Source organism: Candidatus Magnetominusculus dajiuhuensis (assembly GCF_046044395.1).
In the GTDB taxonomy this organism is placed as follows: Bacteria; Nitrospirota; Thermodesulfovibrionia; order Thermodesulfovibrionales; family Magnetobacteriaceae; genus Magnetominusculus; species Magnetominusculus dajiuhuensis.
Genome location: NZ_JBJUSG010000018.1, coordinates 1 through 16,403, shown reverse-complemented (window position 1 = coordinate 16,403; position 16,403 = coordinate 1). Strand labels below are relative to the sequence as shown.

16 protein-coding genes are annotated in these 16,403 nt (G+C 50.1%); 14 read left to right on the top strand and 2 right to left on the bottom strand.

Annotation, left to right across the window (positions count from 1 at the left end; all coding sequences use genetic code 11):
- Positions 1 to 70: 70 nt before the first annotated feature.
- Positions 71 to 700 (bottom strand): orotate phosphoribosyltransferase, encoded by a 630-nt coding sequence (gene pyrE / locus AB7D94_RS04270; protein ID WP_420264488.1) that lies wholly within the window; start codon positions 698 to 700, stop codon positions 71 to 73.
- A gap of 240 nt (positions 701 to 940) precedes the next feature.
- On the opposite strand from pyrE, the gene AB7D94_RS04265 reads away from it, so the two are divergent.
- From AB7D94_RS04265 to AB7D94_RS04200, 14 genes are all read left to right on the top strand, one after another.
- Positions 941 to 1,312 carry an NADH-quinone oxidoreductase subunit A gene (locus AB7D94_RS04265; protein ID WP_420264487.1) on the top strand — a complete coding sequence of 124 codons (372 nt, stop codon included), beginning with the start codon at positions 941 to 943 and terminating at the stop codon, positions 1,310 to 1,312.
- 33 nt (positions 1,313 to 1,345) lie between these two features.
- Complete coding sequence (locus tag AB7D94_RS04260) at positions 1,346 to 1,867, top strand: NADH-quinone oxidoreductase subunit B (RefSeq protein ID WP_420264486.1); 522 nt, start codon at positions 1,346 to 1,348, stop codon at positions 1,865 to 1,867.
- Entirely contained in the window at positions 1,849 to 2,388 is a 540-nt protein-coding gene (locus AB7D94_RS04255; protein ID WP_420264485.1) for an NADH-quinone oxidoreductase subunit C, read from the top strand. Before AB7D94_RS04260 ends, AB7D94_RS04255 begins: the two co-directional genes overlap by 19 nt.
- 62 nt (positions 2,389 to 2,450) lie before the next feature.
- Positions 2,451 to 3,644, top strand: coding sequence for an NADH dehydrogenase (quinone) subunit D (nuoD, locus tag AB7D94_RS04250; RefSeq protein ID WP_420264484.1), 1,194 nt, complete (start codon positions 2,451 to 2,453; stop codon positions 3,642 to 3,644).
- A gap of 43 nt (positions 3,645 to 3,687) precedes the next feature.
- Positions 3,688 to 4,155, top strand: coding sequence for a Crp/Fnr family transcriptional regulator (locus AB7D94_RS04245; protein ID WP_420264483.1), 468 nt, complete (start codon positions 3,688 to 3,690; stop codon positions 4,153 to 4,155).
- An 8-nt stretch (positions 4,156 to 4,163) separates the two neighbouring features.
- Positions 4,164 to 4,667, top strand: a complete 504-nt coding sequence (gene nuoE / locus AB7D94_RS04240) for an NADH-quinone oxidoreductase subunit NuoE (RefSeq protein ID WP_420264482.1) — start codon at positions 4,164 to 4,166, stop codon at positions 4,665 to 4,667.
- A 21-nt stretch (positions 4,668 to 4,688) separates the two neighbouring features.
- Positions 4,689 to 5,996: an NADH-quinone oxidoreductase subunit NuoF gene (nuoF, locus tag AB7D94_RS04235; protein ID WP_420264481.1), complete on the top strand. Its 1,308-nt coding sequence runs from the start codon at positions 4,689 to 4,691 to the stop codon at positions 5,994 to 5,996.
- Between the two features lie 4 nt (positions 5,997 to 6,000).
- Entirely contained in the window at positions 6,001 to 8,607 is a 2,607-nt protein-coding gene (nuoG, locus tag AB7D94_RS04230) for an NADH-quinone oxidoreductase subunit NuoG (RefSeq protein ID WP_420264480.1), read from the top strand.
- A 76-nt stretch (positions 8,608 to 8,683) separates the two neighbouring features.
- Positions 8,684 to 9,745 (top strand): NADH-quinone oxidoreductase subunit NuoH, encoded by a 1,062-nt coding sequence (nuoH, locus tag AB7D94_RS04225; RefSeq protein WP_420264479.1) that lies wholly within the window; start codon positions 8,684 to 8,686, stop codon positions 9,743 to 9,745.
- Positions 9,746 to 10,255 (top strand): NADH-quinone oxidoreductase subunit J family protein, encoded by a 510-nt coding sequence (locus tag AB7D94_RS04220; protein WP_420264478.1) that lies wholly within the window; start codon positions 9,746 to 9,748, stop codon positions 10,253 to 10,255.
- Positions 10,256 to 10,558 (top strand): NADH-quinone oxidoreductase subunit NuoK, encoded by a 303-nt coding sequence (gene nuoK / locus AB7D94_RS04215; protein WP_420264477.1) that lies wholly within the window; start codon positions 10,256 to 10,258, stop codon positions 10,556 to 10,558. It abuts the gene before it with no gap.
- Between the two features lie 3 nt (positions 10,559 to 10,561).
- Positions 10,562 to 12,535, top strand: a complete 1,974-nt coding sequence (gene nuoL, locus AB7D94_RS04210; protein WP_420264476.1) for an NADH-quinone oxidoreductase subunit L — start codon at positions 10,562 to 10,564, stop codon at positions 12,533 to 12,535.
- A gap of 28 nt (positions 12,536 to 12,563) precedes the next feature.
- Entirely contained in the window at positions 12,564 to 14,093 is a 1,530-nt protein-coding gene (locus tag AB7D94_RS04205; RefSeq protein WP_420264475.1) for an NADH-quinone oxidoreductase subunit M, read from the top strand.
- 24 nt (positions 14,094 to 14,117) lie between these two features.
- Entirely contained in the window at positions 14,118 to 15,563 is a 1,446-nt protein-coding gene (locus AB7D94_RS04200) for an NADH-quinone oxidoreductase subunit N (protein WP_420264474.1), read from the top strand.
- A 10-nt stretch (positions 15,564 to 15,573) separates the two neighbouring features.
- Here the strand turns inward: AB7D94_RS04200 and AB7D94_RS04195 are convergent, their stop codons facing one another.
- On the bottom strand, positions 15,574 to 16,020 hold the full coding sequence (locus tag AB7D94_RS04195) for a bacteriohemerythrin (protein WP_420264473.1): 447 nt from the start codon (positions 16,018 to 16,020) through the stop codon (positions 15,574 to 15,576).
- Between the last annotated feature and the right edge of the window lie 383 nt (positions 16,021 to 16,403).

Here is a 16,403-nt window from a genome sequence, read left to right as displayed (position 1 = left end):
TGCGGTGGGGCTTGAGGGTTCACCCAATTATGATAAGAATGGAAAGCGTTATGAGAATAAATAATATCCCCTACTTAAACCCAAGCCCCCTTTTTTCGTGCCAGCCCTGAGGGTTTTCGAGGTAGGACTCGATTTCCTTTTTTGTGTCTTCCGGGATTAGTTCCATCTTCGACCAGTCGGCTATCGCGCCTTTTAGTGTGCATAGGGGGTGCAGCTCTACGTTCAGGCTATTTAAGAACTCACGGCCTCCCTGTTCTCTGTCAAAAACTACCAGCGTGTGGCCTATCTCTGCCTTAGCCCCTCTTATCGCACTAATAAACCCTTCTTTACTCTTGCCGTCTGTTATTAAATCCTCTACGAGCAAAACCCTGTCGCCCTCTTTTAACACACCCTCCACCAGCGAACCCATCCCGTAGCCCTTGGGTTTTTTCCTTATATATACCATCGGCTTTGACAACCTTCCCGATATATATGACGCAAACGGTATCCCCGCCGTCTCTCCACCGGCTACAATGTCAAATATTAAACCCTTCGACGCACACAAATAGTGGCTCATGGCAGTGATTACGTCCATCGTCGCCGCATTCGATATGAGCGCCCGGCAGTTTATATAGAGTGGACTAAAATTCCCCGACGCCAACTGAAACGGCCTCTCCACTGAGACCTTCACCGCCCCTGTCTCCCACAGCAGCCTCGCCATTATGCCCCTTATTAACGATTCCACGTTATAAGGTTAGCAGAATCCCCGTGGTTTATTCAATAGGCCACGCTGAATTAATTCTACGTGACATCACATTTTTACTTTGGCTTGACTGTGTCAAATTTTATTGTTGACAATGTCTGAGCCTTTGGTGTTTAATAGGTCAGTCAGATGCGGGCGTTTGCCCGATGTTGTAGGAATCCGCGCCAGTTGCGCGATTGAGCGAGGGTGGTTTTCTCTATGCCTGGAACGTATACGCCGGTTGGTTATCTGCCGGTCTTGATTTTTATGATTATCGCGCTGTGCTTCGGCCTCGGCAGCCTCCTCTTTGGCTATCTTCTCAGGCCGCGCAGGCCCTATGACGAAAAACTCTCTACCTATGAGTCCGGTATGGTGCCAGAGGGTGAGCCTCGCCAAAAATTCTCTGTACAATATTACATCATCGCCATATTGTTCGTCGTGTTCGACGTTGAGGCCGTGTTTCTTTATCCATGGGCGGTGTCGTTTGATAAAATTGGCCTGTATGCCCTCATAGAGATGCTGCTGTTTATCGTGGTGCTGGTAGTTGGGTATATCTACGCGTGGAGGAAAGATGCCTTTGTATGGGATTAACGCACTTAAAATATGCAAGGGTAGGGCGCTGTAATGATTATTGACGGTGCTCTGGGGCTGGTTGATGTCGAGGAGGGGATTAAGGTTATCCCCGGCGCTAATACTATTATCACCTCGTTGGATAAGGTTATCAACTGGGGGCGAAAGTCGTCCCTGTGGCCGGTAACATTCGGGCTTGCCTGCTGTGCAATTGAGATGATGGCCGCCGGGTCAAGCCACTACGACCTTGACCGGCTGGGAATAATTTTTAGGGGGTCACCGCGGCAGGCAGATTGCGTGATTGTAGCCGGTACGGTGACAAAAAAGATGGCCCCTATCGTAAGAAAAGTCTATGACCAGATGCCCGAACCTAAGTATGTCATCGCAATGGGCAGCTGTGCCTGTACGGGCAATGTTTACAGGACTTATAGTGTGGTGCAGGGCTGTGACTTATTCCTTCCCGTTGATGTGTATGTCCCCGGGTGTCCACCGAGGCCCGAGGCGCTTTTTGACGGCATAATAAAACTCCAGGCCATTATCAGTAAAGAGAGGATGCGGTGGAGCCCTCTAAAATAGCCGACACCCTCAATAAAGAATTCCCCGGTGAGGTCATCGCGGTAAAGGAATTTCGCGGACAGACCGGTGTTACCCTAAAAAAAGACAAGATACTTGAGATTGCAGGGTGGCTTGCCAGTACGCCTGAGCTGCGGTTTGATTATCTGCGGGATGTCTGCGGAGTTGATTACAGGAAAATAAAGACCCCGCGATTTGAGGTTGTGTATAATCTGTACTCCATGGCCCACAGGCACACAATACGCCTGAACGTCCAGGTGCCCGATAAAGAACCCATCCAGAGTGTCGTCAGCGTCTGGAAGACCGCCGACTGGCACGAACGGGAGTGCTTTGACATGTACGGGATTGTCTTTGAGGGGCATCCTGACTTAAGAAGAATCCTTATGCCCGAAGACTGGGACGGCCATCCACTGAGAAAGGACTACCCCACGGCTGGCCCAGAAGGCGAGGAGTGGGGCGGATTCAAAGAAGTGCTTAAAAAATCAGAGGATTTCAAGAAATTCGGCTGGTATAATAAGAAGTAGTATCATATTATGACGAGATAATTATAATATAACGGCAGTGAGATAATTAAGTGAGATGATTAATGGATGAGACTAAAGAGCTAAAGACTAAAGAGATGGCCATCAACATGGGGCCGCAGCACCCCTCTACGCACGGCGTACTTCGCCTGAGGCTTGAGGTAAGCGGCGAGACCATCATTAAATGCACCCCCTATGTGGGGTATCTGCACCGCGGCACAGAAAAGCTGGCCGAAGGTATGACATATCTCCAGTCCATCCCCCTGATGGACAGGCTTGACTACATATCGTCAATGACAAACGATGTGGGATACTGCATTGCCGTGGAAAGGCTGTTTGATATTGCCCCGCCCCTGAGGGCCAGGTATATTCGGACAATGGTGTCTGAGATGTCAAGAATCGCAAGCCACCTGCTGTGGCTGGCAACTCACGCCCTTGACATTGGGGCAATGACCGTGTTTCTCTATGCCTTCAGAGAGAGGGAGCGTATATTGGAGCTTTTTGAGATGCTCTGCGGCGCGAGGCTCACTGTGAGTTACCCGCGCATCGGCGGCGTCAGAAACGATGTGTCTCAGGAGTTCATAGACACACTCTACCAGTTCACCGAGGATTTTCCTGGCAAGATTAAAGAGTATGAGACGCTGATAAATGTCAACAGAATCTGGCTAAAGCGAACCGTTGGGGTTGGGATTATCTCTGCCGAGGAGGCTGTAAACTACGGCCTGACGGGTGCCGCGCTTCGTGGCAGTGGTGTTGACTATGACGTGCGTAAGCACTTCCCATATGACGCCTATGACCTCGTACAGTTCGAGGTTCCCGTGGGGAAGAACGGCGATGTCTATGACCGGTATCTCTGTCGAATGGAGGAGCTGAGGCAATCCAATGCCATTGTGAGGCAGTGCATAGAGGCCCTGCCAACCGGGCCGATAATGACGACAGATTCGCCTAAATACACCCTGCCGCCAAAGGACAAGGTGCTCAATAACATGGAATCACTGATTCACCACTTTACGCTGATAACAAAGGGGCCGATGACCGCCCCGCCCGGCGAGGTATATGTCGCCACTGAGGTGCCCAAAGGCGAGCTGGGGTTTTATATCATAAGCGACGGCACGGGTAAGCCCTATAGGATGAGAATCAGGTCGCCGTCTTTCATACACGTTTCAGCGCTGCCGAGGCTCTGCGAAGGGGGTTTTATTGCCGACGTCGTGGCTAACATCGGCTCCATTGATGTAGTCCTGGGTGAATGTGACAGGTGAATATAAATGATTAAAATACGGATAACGTAAGGGGTTTTAGATTATGGGATTCAAAGAGGTGTTTGGGCAGTTTGGGATATTCGATGGGTTAGACGACACCGATAAGGCGCTGCTGTCGGACCTGTTCGAAAGAAAGAACTATGGAATCAACGATGTCATTTACAATGAGGGTGAAAAGGGCGGTACACTCTATTTTCTCTTAAAGGGCAAGGTGAGAATATGCAGGTTAACACAGGATGGAGACGTCCTCCCATATGCCAGCGTAAAGCAGGGGGAGAGTTTCGGCCTGATGTCCTTCATTGACGGCACCGACCATACGGCTATGACCATTGCGGATAAGGACATTGAGGTGGTCAAGATGGAAAAGAGCGACTTCGACAAGCTCATTACCGACAATCCGTCACTCACCGCGAAGGTGTACAGAAATATTGGCATTCAGCTTTGTGAGATAATAAGGGATATGAACAGGCAGTACATGGACCTGTCGTCATATATGTTTAAGAGGGGATAATAAAGGCGATGGATACCACTATTGGCGCGGCAGATACGGCGGTTGTGGATAAAAGCCGCAGACTGAAGGACAAGATAAAGGTCCTTAAGAAGCTCTATCCACATACGCGCTCAGTCCTTCTGCCAGTCCTCTATGCGGCTCAGGAGCTTTATGGCTGGCTCAGTGAAGAGGCCCTTGAGTCGGTTTCAAGACTGACGGGAGTGCCTTCCGCCGAGGTCAAAGGTGTCGTTACGTTTTACTCCCTTTACAAGACAAGGCCAATGGGCAGGCACGTCATATATCTTTGTACAAACGTGGCCTGTCTTATAATGGGTGCCGATACGCTTGAGGAATTTCTTGAAAATACCTACGGCCTCTCACACGGCGGGACAACCGCTGACGGCAGGTTTTCGCTTGTGATAATGGAATGCATCGGGGCGTGCGACAAGGCCCCCGCCATGCTTGTAAACGATGACTGCCACTTCAATCTTACGATAGACAATATAAAGGAAATTCTGGAAAACTATAAATAAATGGTTGATAAATATAAATAAATGAAAAATATAATACTGAGAAATATAGAAAACCCCAACTCTCACCGCATAGAGGAGTATATAAAGGCGGGGGGCTACTTTGCCATTGAACACGCCTTAAACGAGATGACGCCGAGGGATATCATAGACGATATCAAGAAGTCCGGGCTGCGGGGCCGTGGCGGGGCGGGGTTTTTGACGGGGACGAAGTGGCAGTTTGCGTCTTTAGACCCTAAGTTTCCTAAGTATATCGTATGCAACGCCGACGAGGGAGAGCCTGGAACCTTTAAAGACCGTGTTATTCTGGAGAGAAATCCGCACCAGTTGATAGAGGGGATGGTGATTGCGGCCTATGCCCTTCAGTCAGTTCGCGGCTACATATATGTAAGGGCGGAATATCCCCATGTGGAAAAAAGATTAAACGACGCCATAAAAGAGGCATACGAAAAGGGTTTTCTCGGCAACGACATAATGTCTAAACACTTCCGGTTTAATCTGACCGTCCACAGAGGGGCGGGCGCCTATATATGCGGCGAGGAGACCGCCCTGATAAATTCCCTTGAGGGCAGACGTGGTGAGCCGCGTATCAAGCCGCCATTTCCCGTCAACGCGGGGGCATGGGCCAAGCCCACAATTGTAAATAACGTAGAGACGTTTGCAAACATACCGTATATAATAGAGACCTCTCCTAAGGCCTACTCGTTTCTGGGGACGAAGGACTCACCGGGCACAAAGCTGTTTTGTGTAAGCGGGGCGGTAAACAAACCCGGTGTGTATGAGCTGCCCTTTGGCACGCCGCTCAGGGAGATAATCTATGATTGCTGCGGCGGCATACGTGGGGGGCGCGCGCTCAAGGGTGTTATACCCGGCGGCCTGTCAACTTCCATATTGACACCAAATGATATTGACTGTCCGATGGACTTCGCAAATTTGGCCAAGCACGGCAGTATGCTAGGCTCCGGGGCGATTATCGTGCTGGACGACACCATGTGTATTGTAAAAATATATGAACGGGCGATGCGCTTTTTTGAACATGAATCCTGCGGGAAGTGTACGCCATGCAGAGAGGGCACAAGCTGGATGAGGACAATCCTCGGACGAATCGAAGATGGAATGGCCGATATGGAAGACCTTGCCATGCTTGAGGATGTGGCCTTAAATGTGGTGGGTAAGACCTTTTGCCCCCTTGGTGATGGCGCTGCCCATGTACTCCTTTCGGCAATGAAACGCTACCGCGGGGAGTTTGAGTATCATGTGAAATACAAAAAATGTGAGGTAACCGATCCATCTCAAAGATGGGGACAACTGGCAATGGGAGAGCTGGACTGATTATATGGTCAAATTAATGATAGATGGACAGCAAGTAGAGGCGGGAAGAGACTCTTCAATCCTTGACGCGGCAAAGAGTGCTGGAATATTCATTCCCACGCTTTGCCACCTGAAGGGCCTGGAGCCTTATGGCGGCTGCAGAATGTGCCTTGTAGAGATAGAGCGCGTACCGCGCCTTCAGACCGCCTGCACCACAAAGGTTAACGAGGGGATGGTCGTTTTTACAGAAACTGAACAGGTTGATAAGGCAAGAAGGGCGATACTTGAGTTTCTGCTGATAAACCACCCGCTTGACTGCCCCGTTTGTGACAAGGCAGGGGAGTGTCTGCTTCAGGACTATGCCGCCCGCTTCGGCGGCAGCGATAGCCGGTTTGCCGAGGGCAAGCGCACACACCCGGAAAACGTCAATGACCCGTTTATCGTAAGGAACATGCAGCGCTGTATCCTGTGCGCCCGATGTACGAGGATGTGCGGCGAGGCCCAGGGCGCTTACGCAATAGCGGTAACTGGCAGGGGGGCGCATTCCTTTGTAGAGCCATTCTCCGGCGACAAGTACAACTGCGAATACTGCGGCAACTGTCTTACGGTATGTCCGGTAGGGGCGATTATGTCAAGGCTCCACAGGCACAGTTACAGGCCGTGGTATGTGGAGAAAGAGGTAGAGACCGTGTGCGGTTTCTGCGGCGTGGGCTGCACGATGTACTTGCAGATGAGGGCGGCAACGATAATAAGGACGATTCCAATGCTCGGCACGGGCGTTAACAAGGGGCTTCTGTGTGTACGCGGGCGTTTCGGCTATGACTACGTGGAAAGCGAAGGCAGATTAACAACCCCGATGATAAGGGTAAACGGGGTACTTGAGCCAGCAAGCTGGGAAAAGGCCCTTGCATACATCACAACACACCTCAAGGATATTAAATTAAGGCACTCCCCAAAGGCAATTGGGGCGCTTGCCTCAGGCATGTGTTCAAACGAAGACAACTATATGCTCCAGAAATTAATCAGATTTGTCATCGGCTCAAACAACATAGATTCCACGGCAAGGCTCTATTACGCCCCGGCAAAGGCGTATATCGAAAAAATCTTTGGCACGGCGGCAACGGCAAATTCGATATCTGATATAGAAAAGTCGGACGGTATCTTCGTGGCAGGAGGCGACCCCACCGCCATAAACCCCGTCCTGGGCGTTCAGATAAGGGCGGCCTGGAGGCATGGGGCAAAGGTAGTCGTGTCAGGGCAGCCCGGTGGACTTGGGAATTTTATCAACTACGACCTTAACTCAGTGCCTCGGCACGAGGAGACGGTACTCAATACAATCGTAATCGGCCTTGCCGAGATGAAAGGTTATAGCGGGAAGAATCCCTATATAGAGACAAAGATAAAGGCGCTGCGGATTCCATGTGAGCCAGAACTCAGGGCAACCGGAGTCCTGCTTGAAAATATGGAAGAGGCCATAGACGACCTCAGCAGGCTGAAAAACCCGGTAGTTGTTATCGGCCCGACATTGTTGCAGTCTGGCATTCCTTCAAAGAATCTGTTTTTAGTTGCAGCGATTGCCTACCTAATGGACGCGCGTGTCTATCTGCTTTCGAAAAAGGCAAACTACCGCGGCCTTATAGACATGGGATGCGTACCGGAGTCCATTCCGGGCGGGTTGCCGGTAAGGCCGGGGCAGTTGAGGCTCAAAAACGGCGTGGCTATGTCCGTACCGTCAGAAAAGGGTATGAATCTCTTTGAGATGATCGAAGGGGCGGGCAACGGCACACTGAAGGCGCTTTATGTAATGGGCGAAAACCCCATTTTTAACCTCCCTGACAGGGAAAAGACAGAAAGGGCGATGCGGTCGCTTGATTTGCTCGTGGTACAGGATATTTTTATGACCGAGACAGCGCGCCACGCCCATGTGGTGCTTCCGGCGGCTGCGTGGTCAGAAAAAGACGGCACGATGACTAACCTCGGGGGAAGGATTCAATTTCTGAGAAAGGGTTCAGATGTTCCCACAGGCAGAAGCGAATGGAGGGTAATTGCCGAGATTGCCAGGGCACTGGGCATGAACGAAACCTATGCCGATTCCAAAGAGGTATGGCAGGAGATGATACAGGTCTCGGCGCTTCACTCGGCGTCGGAGTACGAAGATATAATAAAGGGCGGCCTCATGTGGCCATACGGCTCGGTTCAATTTCAGGGCGGGGCGGAGGATTTCGTGGTAGAGGGCCTTGAGATTTTACCGGCAGTCCAGCACAACTCACCTGAGTGTGCCACGCAGCCCTGCAAGCTGGCTTTACTGCCTGAGAGGTCTCTGTTTCACACAGGCTCAACGACAAGAAAATCAAAGGCCATACTAAGCGTAAGCCCTGAGCCGTACCTGGCGATAAATCCCATTGAGGCCGACAGGCTTGGCCTGCGAAACGACGACACTGTAAGGGTAAGGACGGCCAGGGGCGCTGCCGTTGTGACGCTGAAGATAGTTATAGACTGCCCTGAGGGCACAGTGATGTTGTCAAATACGTTTGAGAAGGTAAGTTTTAACGCGCTCACCGGCTATGCGGTTGACCCCGTGCTGGGGTGCATGGTGTTGACTGATAACGAGGTTGTAATTGAGAAATTATAATAAAAACATCAACAATAGGTTTATATTGGCGTGGATATGACAGCAATTATAAATAAAATATGCGGGACGCGATAATATGTCAACACTGATAGCGCTGGAGACGGCGAGGTTCGGCATACCGCAGTGGCTGTGGACTATTGGCTTTATCATAGTGAAGATAGCCGTTGTGCTTGGGGGCGTGATGCTCCATGTTGCCTATGCCACGTATTTCGAGAGAAAGGTCATCGGGCGGATGCAAAACCGTCTTGGGCCGATGGTCGTAGGCCCGTATGGACTGTTGCAGCCGATAGCCGACGGCATCAAATCGTTCTTTAAAGAGGACATAATACCCACAAACGCGGACAAGCCGATATTCTTTATGGCCCCGGTGCTGGGGCTTATGGCGGCGCTTTCTTCGCTGGCTGTGGTGCCATTTTTTAACGGTTTTGTAATTGCCAATATCAATATCGGGCTTCTCTTTCTGTTTGCCATGTCTTCGCTGGCCGTCTATGGGGTTATATTGGGCGGTTGGGCGTCGAATTCAAAGTTCTCGTTTTTGGGCAGCCTGAGGGCCTCAGCCCAGGTCATCAGCTACGAGGTGCCGCTGGGGCTTAGTCTGGTTGGCGTTATGGTGATGGCGGGTTCGCTGAATATTACGGATATAGTAAACGCGCAAAGCCGCTACCCCGGAGGGATGTACATAACGGCGCAGTGGCTTGGGTTTTTTGTGTTTGTGGTGTCAGCAATAGCCGAGACCAACAGGTCGCCGTTTGACCTGCCTGAGGCCGAGCAGGAACTCATAGCGGGGTTTTTTACCGAATATAGCGGGATGCGTTTCGCGCTGTTTTTTATGGCCGAATATACGGGCATGATAATAATGTCCTCCATAGCCGTGCTGTGTTTCCTTGGTGGATGGACTATCCCCCCGTTCGTCTTAAAAATGCTGCCGTTTCTTGGGGTGGTGCCGGGGATTGTGTGGTTTATAATGAAGCTCTACATGTGTATATTCTTTTATTACTGGATACGGTCAACCCTTCCCAGGTACAGGTATGACCAGCTTATGGCAATCGGGTGGAAGGTGCTGATTCCCCTGTCACTTGCGAACATTGTGATAACCGCTGTGTTGAAGATTCTGTTACACCATACGGGAACGCCATAGATGATAAATCAGGTATTTTTCTTTTATTTTGCAGTGGTGATAGTGGCGATGTCTTTAATGGCCATCACGAGGAGGCAGGTCTTGCACGGCGTTTTGTATATGCTGCTGCTGTTTTTTCATATAGCGGGGCTGTATCTGTTTCTAAACGCGGAGTTTATATCGGCGGTTCAGATAATCGTCTATGCGGGGGCTATTATGGTGTTGTTTTTGTTTGTCATAATGCTCTTAAATCTGCGGGAAGACGTTCGTAAAAAACAGTTCATCGCGGTATGGCCGATGGGTTTACTGGTAAGCTCCGGCATACTCATGGTAATATTGATGTCAATGCTTACCGTGCACATAGGCACGAAGGGGGTTTGGGGTATCGCCCAAATCGAGCGGGCAACTCAGACGGTGGCCGTGGGGACGGTGTTATATACGCAGTACCTGTTTCCCTTTGAGGTTGCCTCGCTGGTGCTTTTGGTGGCAATCATTGGGGCAATTGTGCTGGCAAAAAAGAGGTTAAGATAGATGATACCCTTGAATTGGTACCTGTGGCTTAGTGGCATGGTGTTTTGTATAGGGATGTTTGGTTTTGTCACGAGGCGCAATATTATTATAATGCTCCTGTCTGTTGAGATAATGTTTAACGGTGTGAATATAAGCCTCATTGCGCTGAGCCACTATCTTGAGGATTTGGCGGGGCAGGTGATGGTGTTTTTCATAATAGCAGTTGCCGCGGCAGAGGCCGCAATAGGGCTTGCCCTTGTAATACTGCTCTTTAGAAACAAGGAGACGATAACTGTGGACGACCTTAACGAGTTAAAGGGATAGCTGATGGACATCAGGTGCTATATACTTATACCTCTTCTGCCGCTTCTGGCCTTTGTGCTGAACATAGTGTTAGGCAAGGCGTTGATAAAGCGCCGCGCCCATCTGGTTGCAACGGCGGCGGTGGCGGTTTCGTTGTTTCTTTCAGTCAGGGCGTTTATTGAGGCGTCCTCCGGGACGGTCATAAATCAGGACCTCTATACGTGGATAGTTTCGGGTACATTTAAGGTGTCAGCAGGGTTTTTGATTGATCAACTGACGGCCATAATGCTGATTGTGGTGACATCGGTGAGTTTTCTCGTACATGTATATTCCATTGGTTATATGCACGGCGATGATGGCTATCCGAGGTTTTTCTCTTTTCTAAGCCTGTTTACGTTTTCTATGCTTATGCTTGTGATGTCGAATAATTTCCTCCAGCTCTATTTCGGATGGGAGGCCGTGGGTCTTTGCTCATATTTCCTGATAGGATTTTGGTATGAAAAGAAATCTGCCGCCGATGCCGCAAAGAAGGCGTTTATCGTAAATCGGTTTGGTGATTTTGGGTTTGGACTTGGCGTGATACTGATATTTCTGAACTTCGGCAGCCTGCACTATGCCGATGTCTTCAAAAATCTGGGCGTTATTGCCTCTGCAACGGTGATGATTTGCGGGTTGGAGGTGAATTTGCCCACCTTGATAGCGCTCTTGCTGTTTTGCGGCGCGGTGGGGAAATCCGCACAACTGCCGCTTCACGTGTGGCTGCCTGACGCGATGGAAGGCCCAACGCCTGTAAGCGCCCTCATCCATGCGGCAACGATGGTAACGGCGGGTGTGTTTTTGGTTGCGAGGGCAAATCCCATCTTTACGCTGTCGCCTGTTGCGATGAATGTGGTTGCAATTACGGGCGGACTAACGGCGATTTTTGCGGCAACTATTGCCCTTGTTCAAAACGATATAAAGCGCGTTGTGGCGTACTCAACGGTGAGCCAACTAGGTTATATGTTTGTGGCCTGTGGGGTGGGGGCGTTTTCCGCGGGGATATTTCACCTCTACACGCACGCGTTTTTTAAGGCCTGCCTGTTTTTGTGTGCCGGTTCGGTAATGCACGCGATGGGCGGGGAGCTTGACGTGCAAAAGATGGGTGGCCTGAAAAAATTCATGCCCGTGACATACTGGACGATGTTAATTGCCTCTCTGAGCATAGCCGGTATACCGGGTCTTTCGGGGTTTTTCAGCAAGGACGAGATACTGTGGAAGGCACTGTCCTCAGGCAGCCCCGTGGGGAAGTTTGTCTGGATAATCGGGGTGGTAACAGCCCTTTTGACGGCGTTTTATAGTTTCAGGATATTATTTTTGGCGTTTCACGGGACGTTCAGGGGCACGGAGGAGCAGAAACACCACCTGCATGAATCCCCGTCTTCGATGACGATACCTCTGGTAGTGTTAAGCGTAGGGGCGATAGTGGCCGGATACGCCGGTGTGCCGCATATACTTGGCGGGCATGACTGGATTGCCGGATTTTTGGGCAAGGTGACGGGCCTTGTGTCGGCGGAACATGTGGAAGGGGCGATTCACTCCCCCGCAGAGGGTGAGATGTCTCATGAGTGGTTGGCTATGGCCGTCTCGGTCGTAGTTGCCGTTTTCGGAGTGGCGTCGGCGGCGTTTTTCTATCTGAAACGCCCTGAGCTTCCAAAGAAGATTGCAACCACGTTTGCCCCGGTATATAAACTTTTATTTAACAAATACTATGTGGATGAGTTTTATGGCCTTATCATCGTAAGGCCGTGCTATTGGGTGTCAGAAAATATCCTTGATAGGGTTACTGACAAGATGTTTATTGAAGGGATAGTGAACGGGGTTCCCGCGCTTGTGCAGTGGTCGGGGCAAAAGCTGCGAAGGATTCAGACCGGCGTGGTCCTGCATTATGCGTTAGTAATGGCTGTCGGGGTGTTTTTGCTGGCAGTTTTAGTGCTTTTAGGCACGGGGCCGGCCAAATGACAGGCCAAAGGATAAGGATAACAGGCTTATGATCAATACAGTATGCCCTATTGAACAGTCTTGTGTGCTGACAACGGCGATATTGCTGCCGGTTTTGGCGGCCGCCGCGTTGATGCTGATAAACAGGGAGAGGCACACGACGATAAAATGGATTGCCCTTGTGGCCAGTATAGGCAATCTTATCGCCGTGGTGCCGTTGTTTACGAATTTCGACAAGACCAGCGCCAGGATGCAGTTTGTGGAGCAGTACCGGTGGATAGAGGCATGGCATATAAACTATTGTGTCGGGGTTGACGGCATCAGCGTCTTGTTCGTCCTGCTTTCGGCCATCATTGCTATCCTTTGTGTGCTGGTGTCGTGGAACTCTGTTAAGGACAAGGTGAAGGAGTTTTATATTGCTATTGTGTTAATTGAAGGGGCGATGATAGGGGTTTTTGCCGCCCTTGATATGTTTTTATTTTACATGTTTTGGGAGGCCATGCTGATACCTATGTACCTGCTGATAGGTGTGTGGGGCGGGCCGAACAGGTTATATGCGGCAGTGAAATTTTTCCTTTACACGCTCACGGGAAGTGTCCTGATGCTCCTTGGAGTGGTTGCCATTTATATCGTCACAGGGACGTTTGACATGGTCAGGCTTATGAACACGCAGCTTCCCTTTAATCTGCAGATGTTGTTGTTCTGGGCATTTTTTGCCGCGTTTGCCGTAAAGGTTCCCATGTTCCCCGTACACACATGGCTTCCGGATGCACATACGGAGGCCCCGGCGGCGGGAAGTGTTATACTTGCCGCTATACTAATAAAGATGGGGGCTTATGGGTTTCTCAGGTTTTCGCTGCCCATGTTTTCCGATGCCTCGCAGGCGATGGCCCCTGCGATGGTTGTCCTTTCGGTTATTGCCATCATATACGGTGGCGTCATATGCCTTTCCCAGAAGGATTTAAAGAGGCTTATCGCGTATAGCTCGGTGAGCCACATGGGCTTTGTTACGCTGGGGATATTTAGTCTCAACACGCAGGGCATGGAGGGGGGAATCCTCCAGATGATAAATCACGGTGTGATAACAGGTGGGTTGTTCCTGTGCGTGGGTATGGTATATGAGAGGAGCCATACGAGAGAAATCGCGGACTACGGTGGCCTCGCAAGCGTTATGCCAATTTTTTCAGCCTTTTTCATGGTATTTACGTTTGCGTCAATAGGGCTTCCCGGCACGAATGGTTTTGTTGGTGAGTTTCTTATTATCCTCGGCGGTTTTACGGCAAATAAGACGGCGGGCATACTGGCCGCAACGGGGGTTATTATAGGGGCGGTATATATGCTGCGGCTCTATCAACAGGTTTTCTATACGGGCATTAACGAAAAGATTGCGGGGTTAAGTGACATCACTCTGAGGGAGATTGTTACGTTGCTGCCGCTTATAATCCTGGTGTTTTGGATTGGCTTTTATCCGAGTGCGTTCACGGGCTTTATGGACGCCACGGTTGCAAGTCTGCTTGTCAAACTAAAAGGCGGGGAGATGCACGCGTTAAATACACTTATACAGGCCGTGGTGAGATAGGATAATATGGAAAATGGAGGCCAAATGCAGATTTCCGAACTAAGCCCGTTGCTAAAGTTGTTGCCGGAGATGATAGTTGCCTCGCTGGGCCTTGTCCTGCTTATGGTGGATGCCTTTGTGAAGAGAAAAGAGGTAGTGGCCGGCCTTGCCCTTGCTGGTGCGTTAGTGGCCTTTTTCTCTTTGAAATTTGGGGACTTCGGTGTAGTCTTTGGCGGGATGTTTATCTCGGATGGTTATAGCGTATTTTTTAAACTCATCTTTTTTATTAACCTGATTCTATCAATTATGATTTCCGGCAGATACCTGAAGGATGAGGATTCCCTTCACGGCGAGTACTACTGTCTGCTGGTGTTTTCTACCTTGGGAATGATGGTTATGGCCTCTGCCGGAAATCTGATAACCCTGTATCTGGGGCTTGAGCTGATGGCCTTGAGCACATATGTACTTGCCGGGTTTGTAAGGCACGACACGAAATCCACTGAGGCCGCGGTTAAGTATTTCCTTACAGGGGGATTTTCCACCGCACTGCTTCTCTATGGCATATCGCTGTTGTATGGTGTTACTGGTTCTATGGATTTAAGGACGATAGCCGTGTATATTGCGCAACATGGTGTCAGTGGAAACCCTATGGCCTTGCTGGCCCTTGTGCTGCTGTCCTCGGCATTCGCGTTTAAAATAGCCGCCGTGCCGTTTCACATGTGGGTGCCGGATGTTTATGAAGGCGCGCCTACGCCTGTGACGGCCTTCATGTCCATCGGGCCAAAGGCGGCGGGGTTTGCCGTATTAGGGAGGGTGTTTTTGTATGCCTTGTCGAACATGTCTGTGGAGTGGTCTTTGATTTTGTCGGTGCTGTCTATACTTACCATGTGTGTAGGTAATGTAATGGCGCTGGTGCAGACAAATATAAAGAGAATGCTGGCCTACTCCTCAGTTGCCCACGCGGGATACGCCCTGATAGGCATAATCGCGGCGACCCCTGAGGGTTTATCTGCCACAATGAATTACCTGTTTATATATACGTTTATGAATATAGGGGCATTTTCGGTCGTTCTGATGTTACACACGAAGGATTTCAAGGCGTTGGAGATCAGCGACTATGCGGGGCTTGGCAAGACACATCCCATATTAGGAGCGGCGATGCTGGTGTTTATGTTTTCCCTGACGGGGATACCGCCGATGGCGGGTTTTATAGGGAAGTTCTACGTGTTTATGTCTGCTGTGAGGAGCGGCTATCTGTGGCTTGCCATATTGGCCGTCATATTCAGCGTAATATCGGCGTTTTTCTATCTGAGAGTTGTGATGTATATGTATATGAAGGAACCGCAGAGGCCGAGGATGGAGCTGACATCCTCACACGCCCTCGGCGCGGCACTTGCCGTATGTGCCACGTTTGTCATGTTGATTGGGGTCATGCCTGAGCGCTTCGTGGAATTCGCAAAGGCCGCCGTAAAGATGTTATACTTCCAATAGGCCTGACTTCTTAGTGAACCTTGTCTTTGGCCTTAGTGAAGTAGCCGCTTTCTTTTAGAAAGGCAGTCACTTTCTGGTCAGTACCTTTGATGTGTTTGATAAGCCAGTCCACGGCCTGATTTTGAGTTGCCGTTACGATTAGATCAGTTGCGCCCTCTTTTTCGAACATGCGTACAAGTGATGAGTAGCTTTTAAGGAATTCCATATGCTCTTTCTTATGCTGGTCGTATTCGGGATAGTGTGACCGGGTCATAAACTCCTCTTCCGCCTTAAAATGGTCAATGACATAACCCCCCAGGAATCTAAGGAGTTTATGCAGTGCGGCGTCCCTTTGTTCTGATTCCAGAGTTTCAAGGTCAACACTGATAAGCGCAGCGATGCGCTCGAATATCTCCTTATGCTGCTTGTCTATTGTATCTACCCCTGTTGCCAGGCCTTCATGCCACTGTATTTCCATGCCGTTCCTCCTCTGATTTATCTGCACAGCCCACAACTAATATGCGGCTCTGCGCTGCGAGTGCTCATCCCGTCTTCGCAGACACCACACCCCGTGCTATATGTTAGCATAAATTGTCAAAAATATCAAAGTCAAGCCACAGATGGAGATGTTCTCAACGAACGACCATGGCGCAGGTGTATAGTCTCCCCCTTTTCACTTCTCTATATCGGATTTAGGGGTTATTCCATTTCTAAATCATACCTACAATAATATATTTTATTAATGAGTACGTAAGTATGAAGACATGCTCTCGCACAAAATGGCCTTTCATTCCGGCTTGTCTTGTCGTCATTCCGGCTTGTCCGGAATCGTGCGCCTGTGAGTGTGCATAGTCAGAGGGG

Excerpts from the sequence above, each read along its gene's own strand:
- AB7D94_RS04200 (WP_420264474.1), top strand. The coding sequence starts at position 14,118 with ATGCAGATTTCCGAACTAAGCCCGTTGCTAAAGTTGTTGCCGGAGATG.
- AB7D94_RS04205 (WP_420264475.1), top strand. The coding sequence starts at position 12,564 with ATGATCAATACAGTATGCCCTATTGAACAGTCTTGTGTGCTGACAACG.
- nuoF (WP_420264481.1), top strand. The coding sequence starts at position 4,689 with ATGAAAAATATAATACTGAGAAATATAGAAAACCCCAACTCTCACCGC.
- nuoK (WP_420264477.1), top strand. The coding sequence starts at position 10,256 with ATGATACCCTTGAATTGGTACCTGTGGCTTAGTGGCATGGTGTTTTGT.
- AB7D94_RS04260 (WP_420264486.1), top strand. The coding sequence starts at position 1,346 with ATGATTATTGACGGTGCTCTGGGGCTGGTTGATGTCGAGGAGGGGATT.
- nuoL (WP_420264476.1), top strand. The coding sequence starts at position 10,562 with ATGGACATCAGGTGCTATATACTTATACCTCTTCTGCCGCTTCTGGCC.
- nuoE (WP_420264482.1), top strand. The coding sequence starts at position 4,164 with ATGGATACCACTATTGGCGCGGCAGATACGGCGGTTGTGGATAAAAGC.
- pyrE (WP_420264488.1), bottom strand. The coding sequence starts at position 700 with ATGGCGAGGCTGCTGTGGGAGACAGGGGCGGTGAAGGTCTCAGTGGAG.
- AB7D94_RS04220 (WP_420264478.1), top strand. The coding sequence starts at position 9,746 with ATGATAAATCAGGTATTTTTCTTTTATTTTGCAGTGGTGATAGTGGCG.
- AB7D94_RS04265 (WP_420264487.1), top strand. The coding sequence starts at position 941 with ATGCCTGGAACGTATACGCCGGTTGGTTATCTGCCGGTCTTGATTTTT.
- AB7D94_RS04195 (WP_420264473.1), bottom strand. The coding sequence starts at position 16,020 with ATGGAAATACAGTGGCATGAAGGCCTGGCAACAGGGGTAGATACAATA.
- nuoH (WP_420264479.1), top strand. The coding sequence starts at position 8,684 with ATGTCAACACTGATAGCGCTGGAGACGGCGAGGTTCGGCATACCGCAG.
- AB7D94_RS04245 (WP_420264483.1), top strand. The coding sequence starts at position 3,688 with ATGGGATTCAAAGAGGTGTTTGGGCAGTTTGGGATATTCGATGGGTTA.
- nuoD (WP_420264484.1), top strand. The coding sequence starts at position 2,451 with ATGGATGAGACTAAAGAGCTAAAGACTAAAGAGATGGCCATCAACATG.
- nuoG (WP_420264480.1), top strand. The coding sequence starts at position 6,001 with ATGGTCAAATTAATGATAGATGGACAGCAAGTAGAGGCGGGAAGAGAC.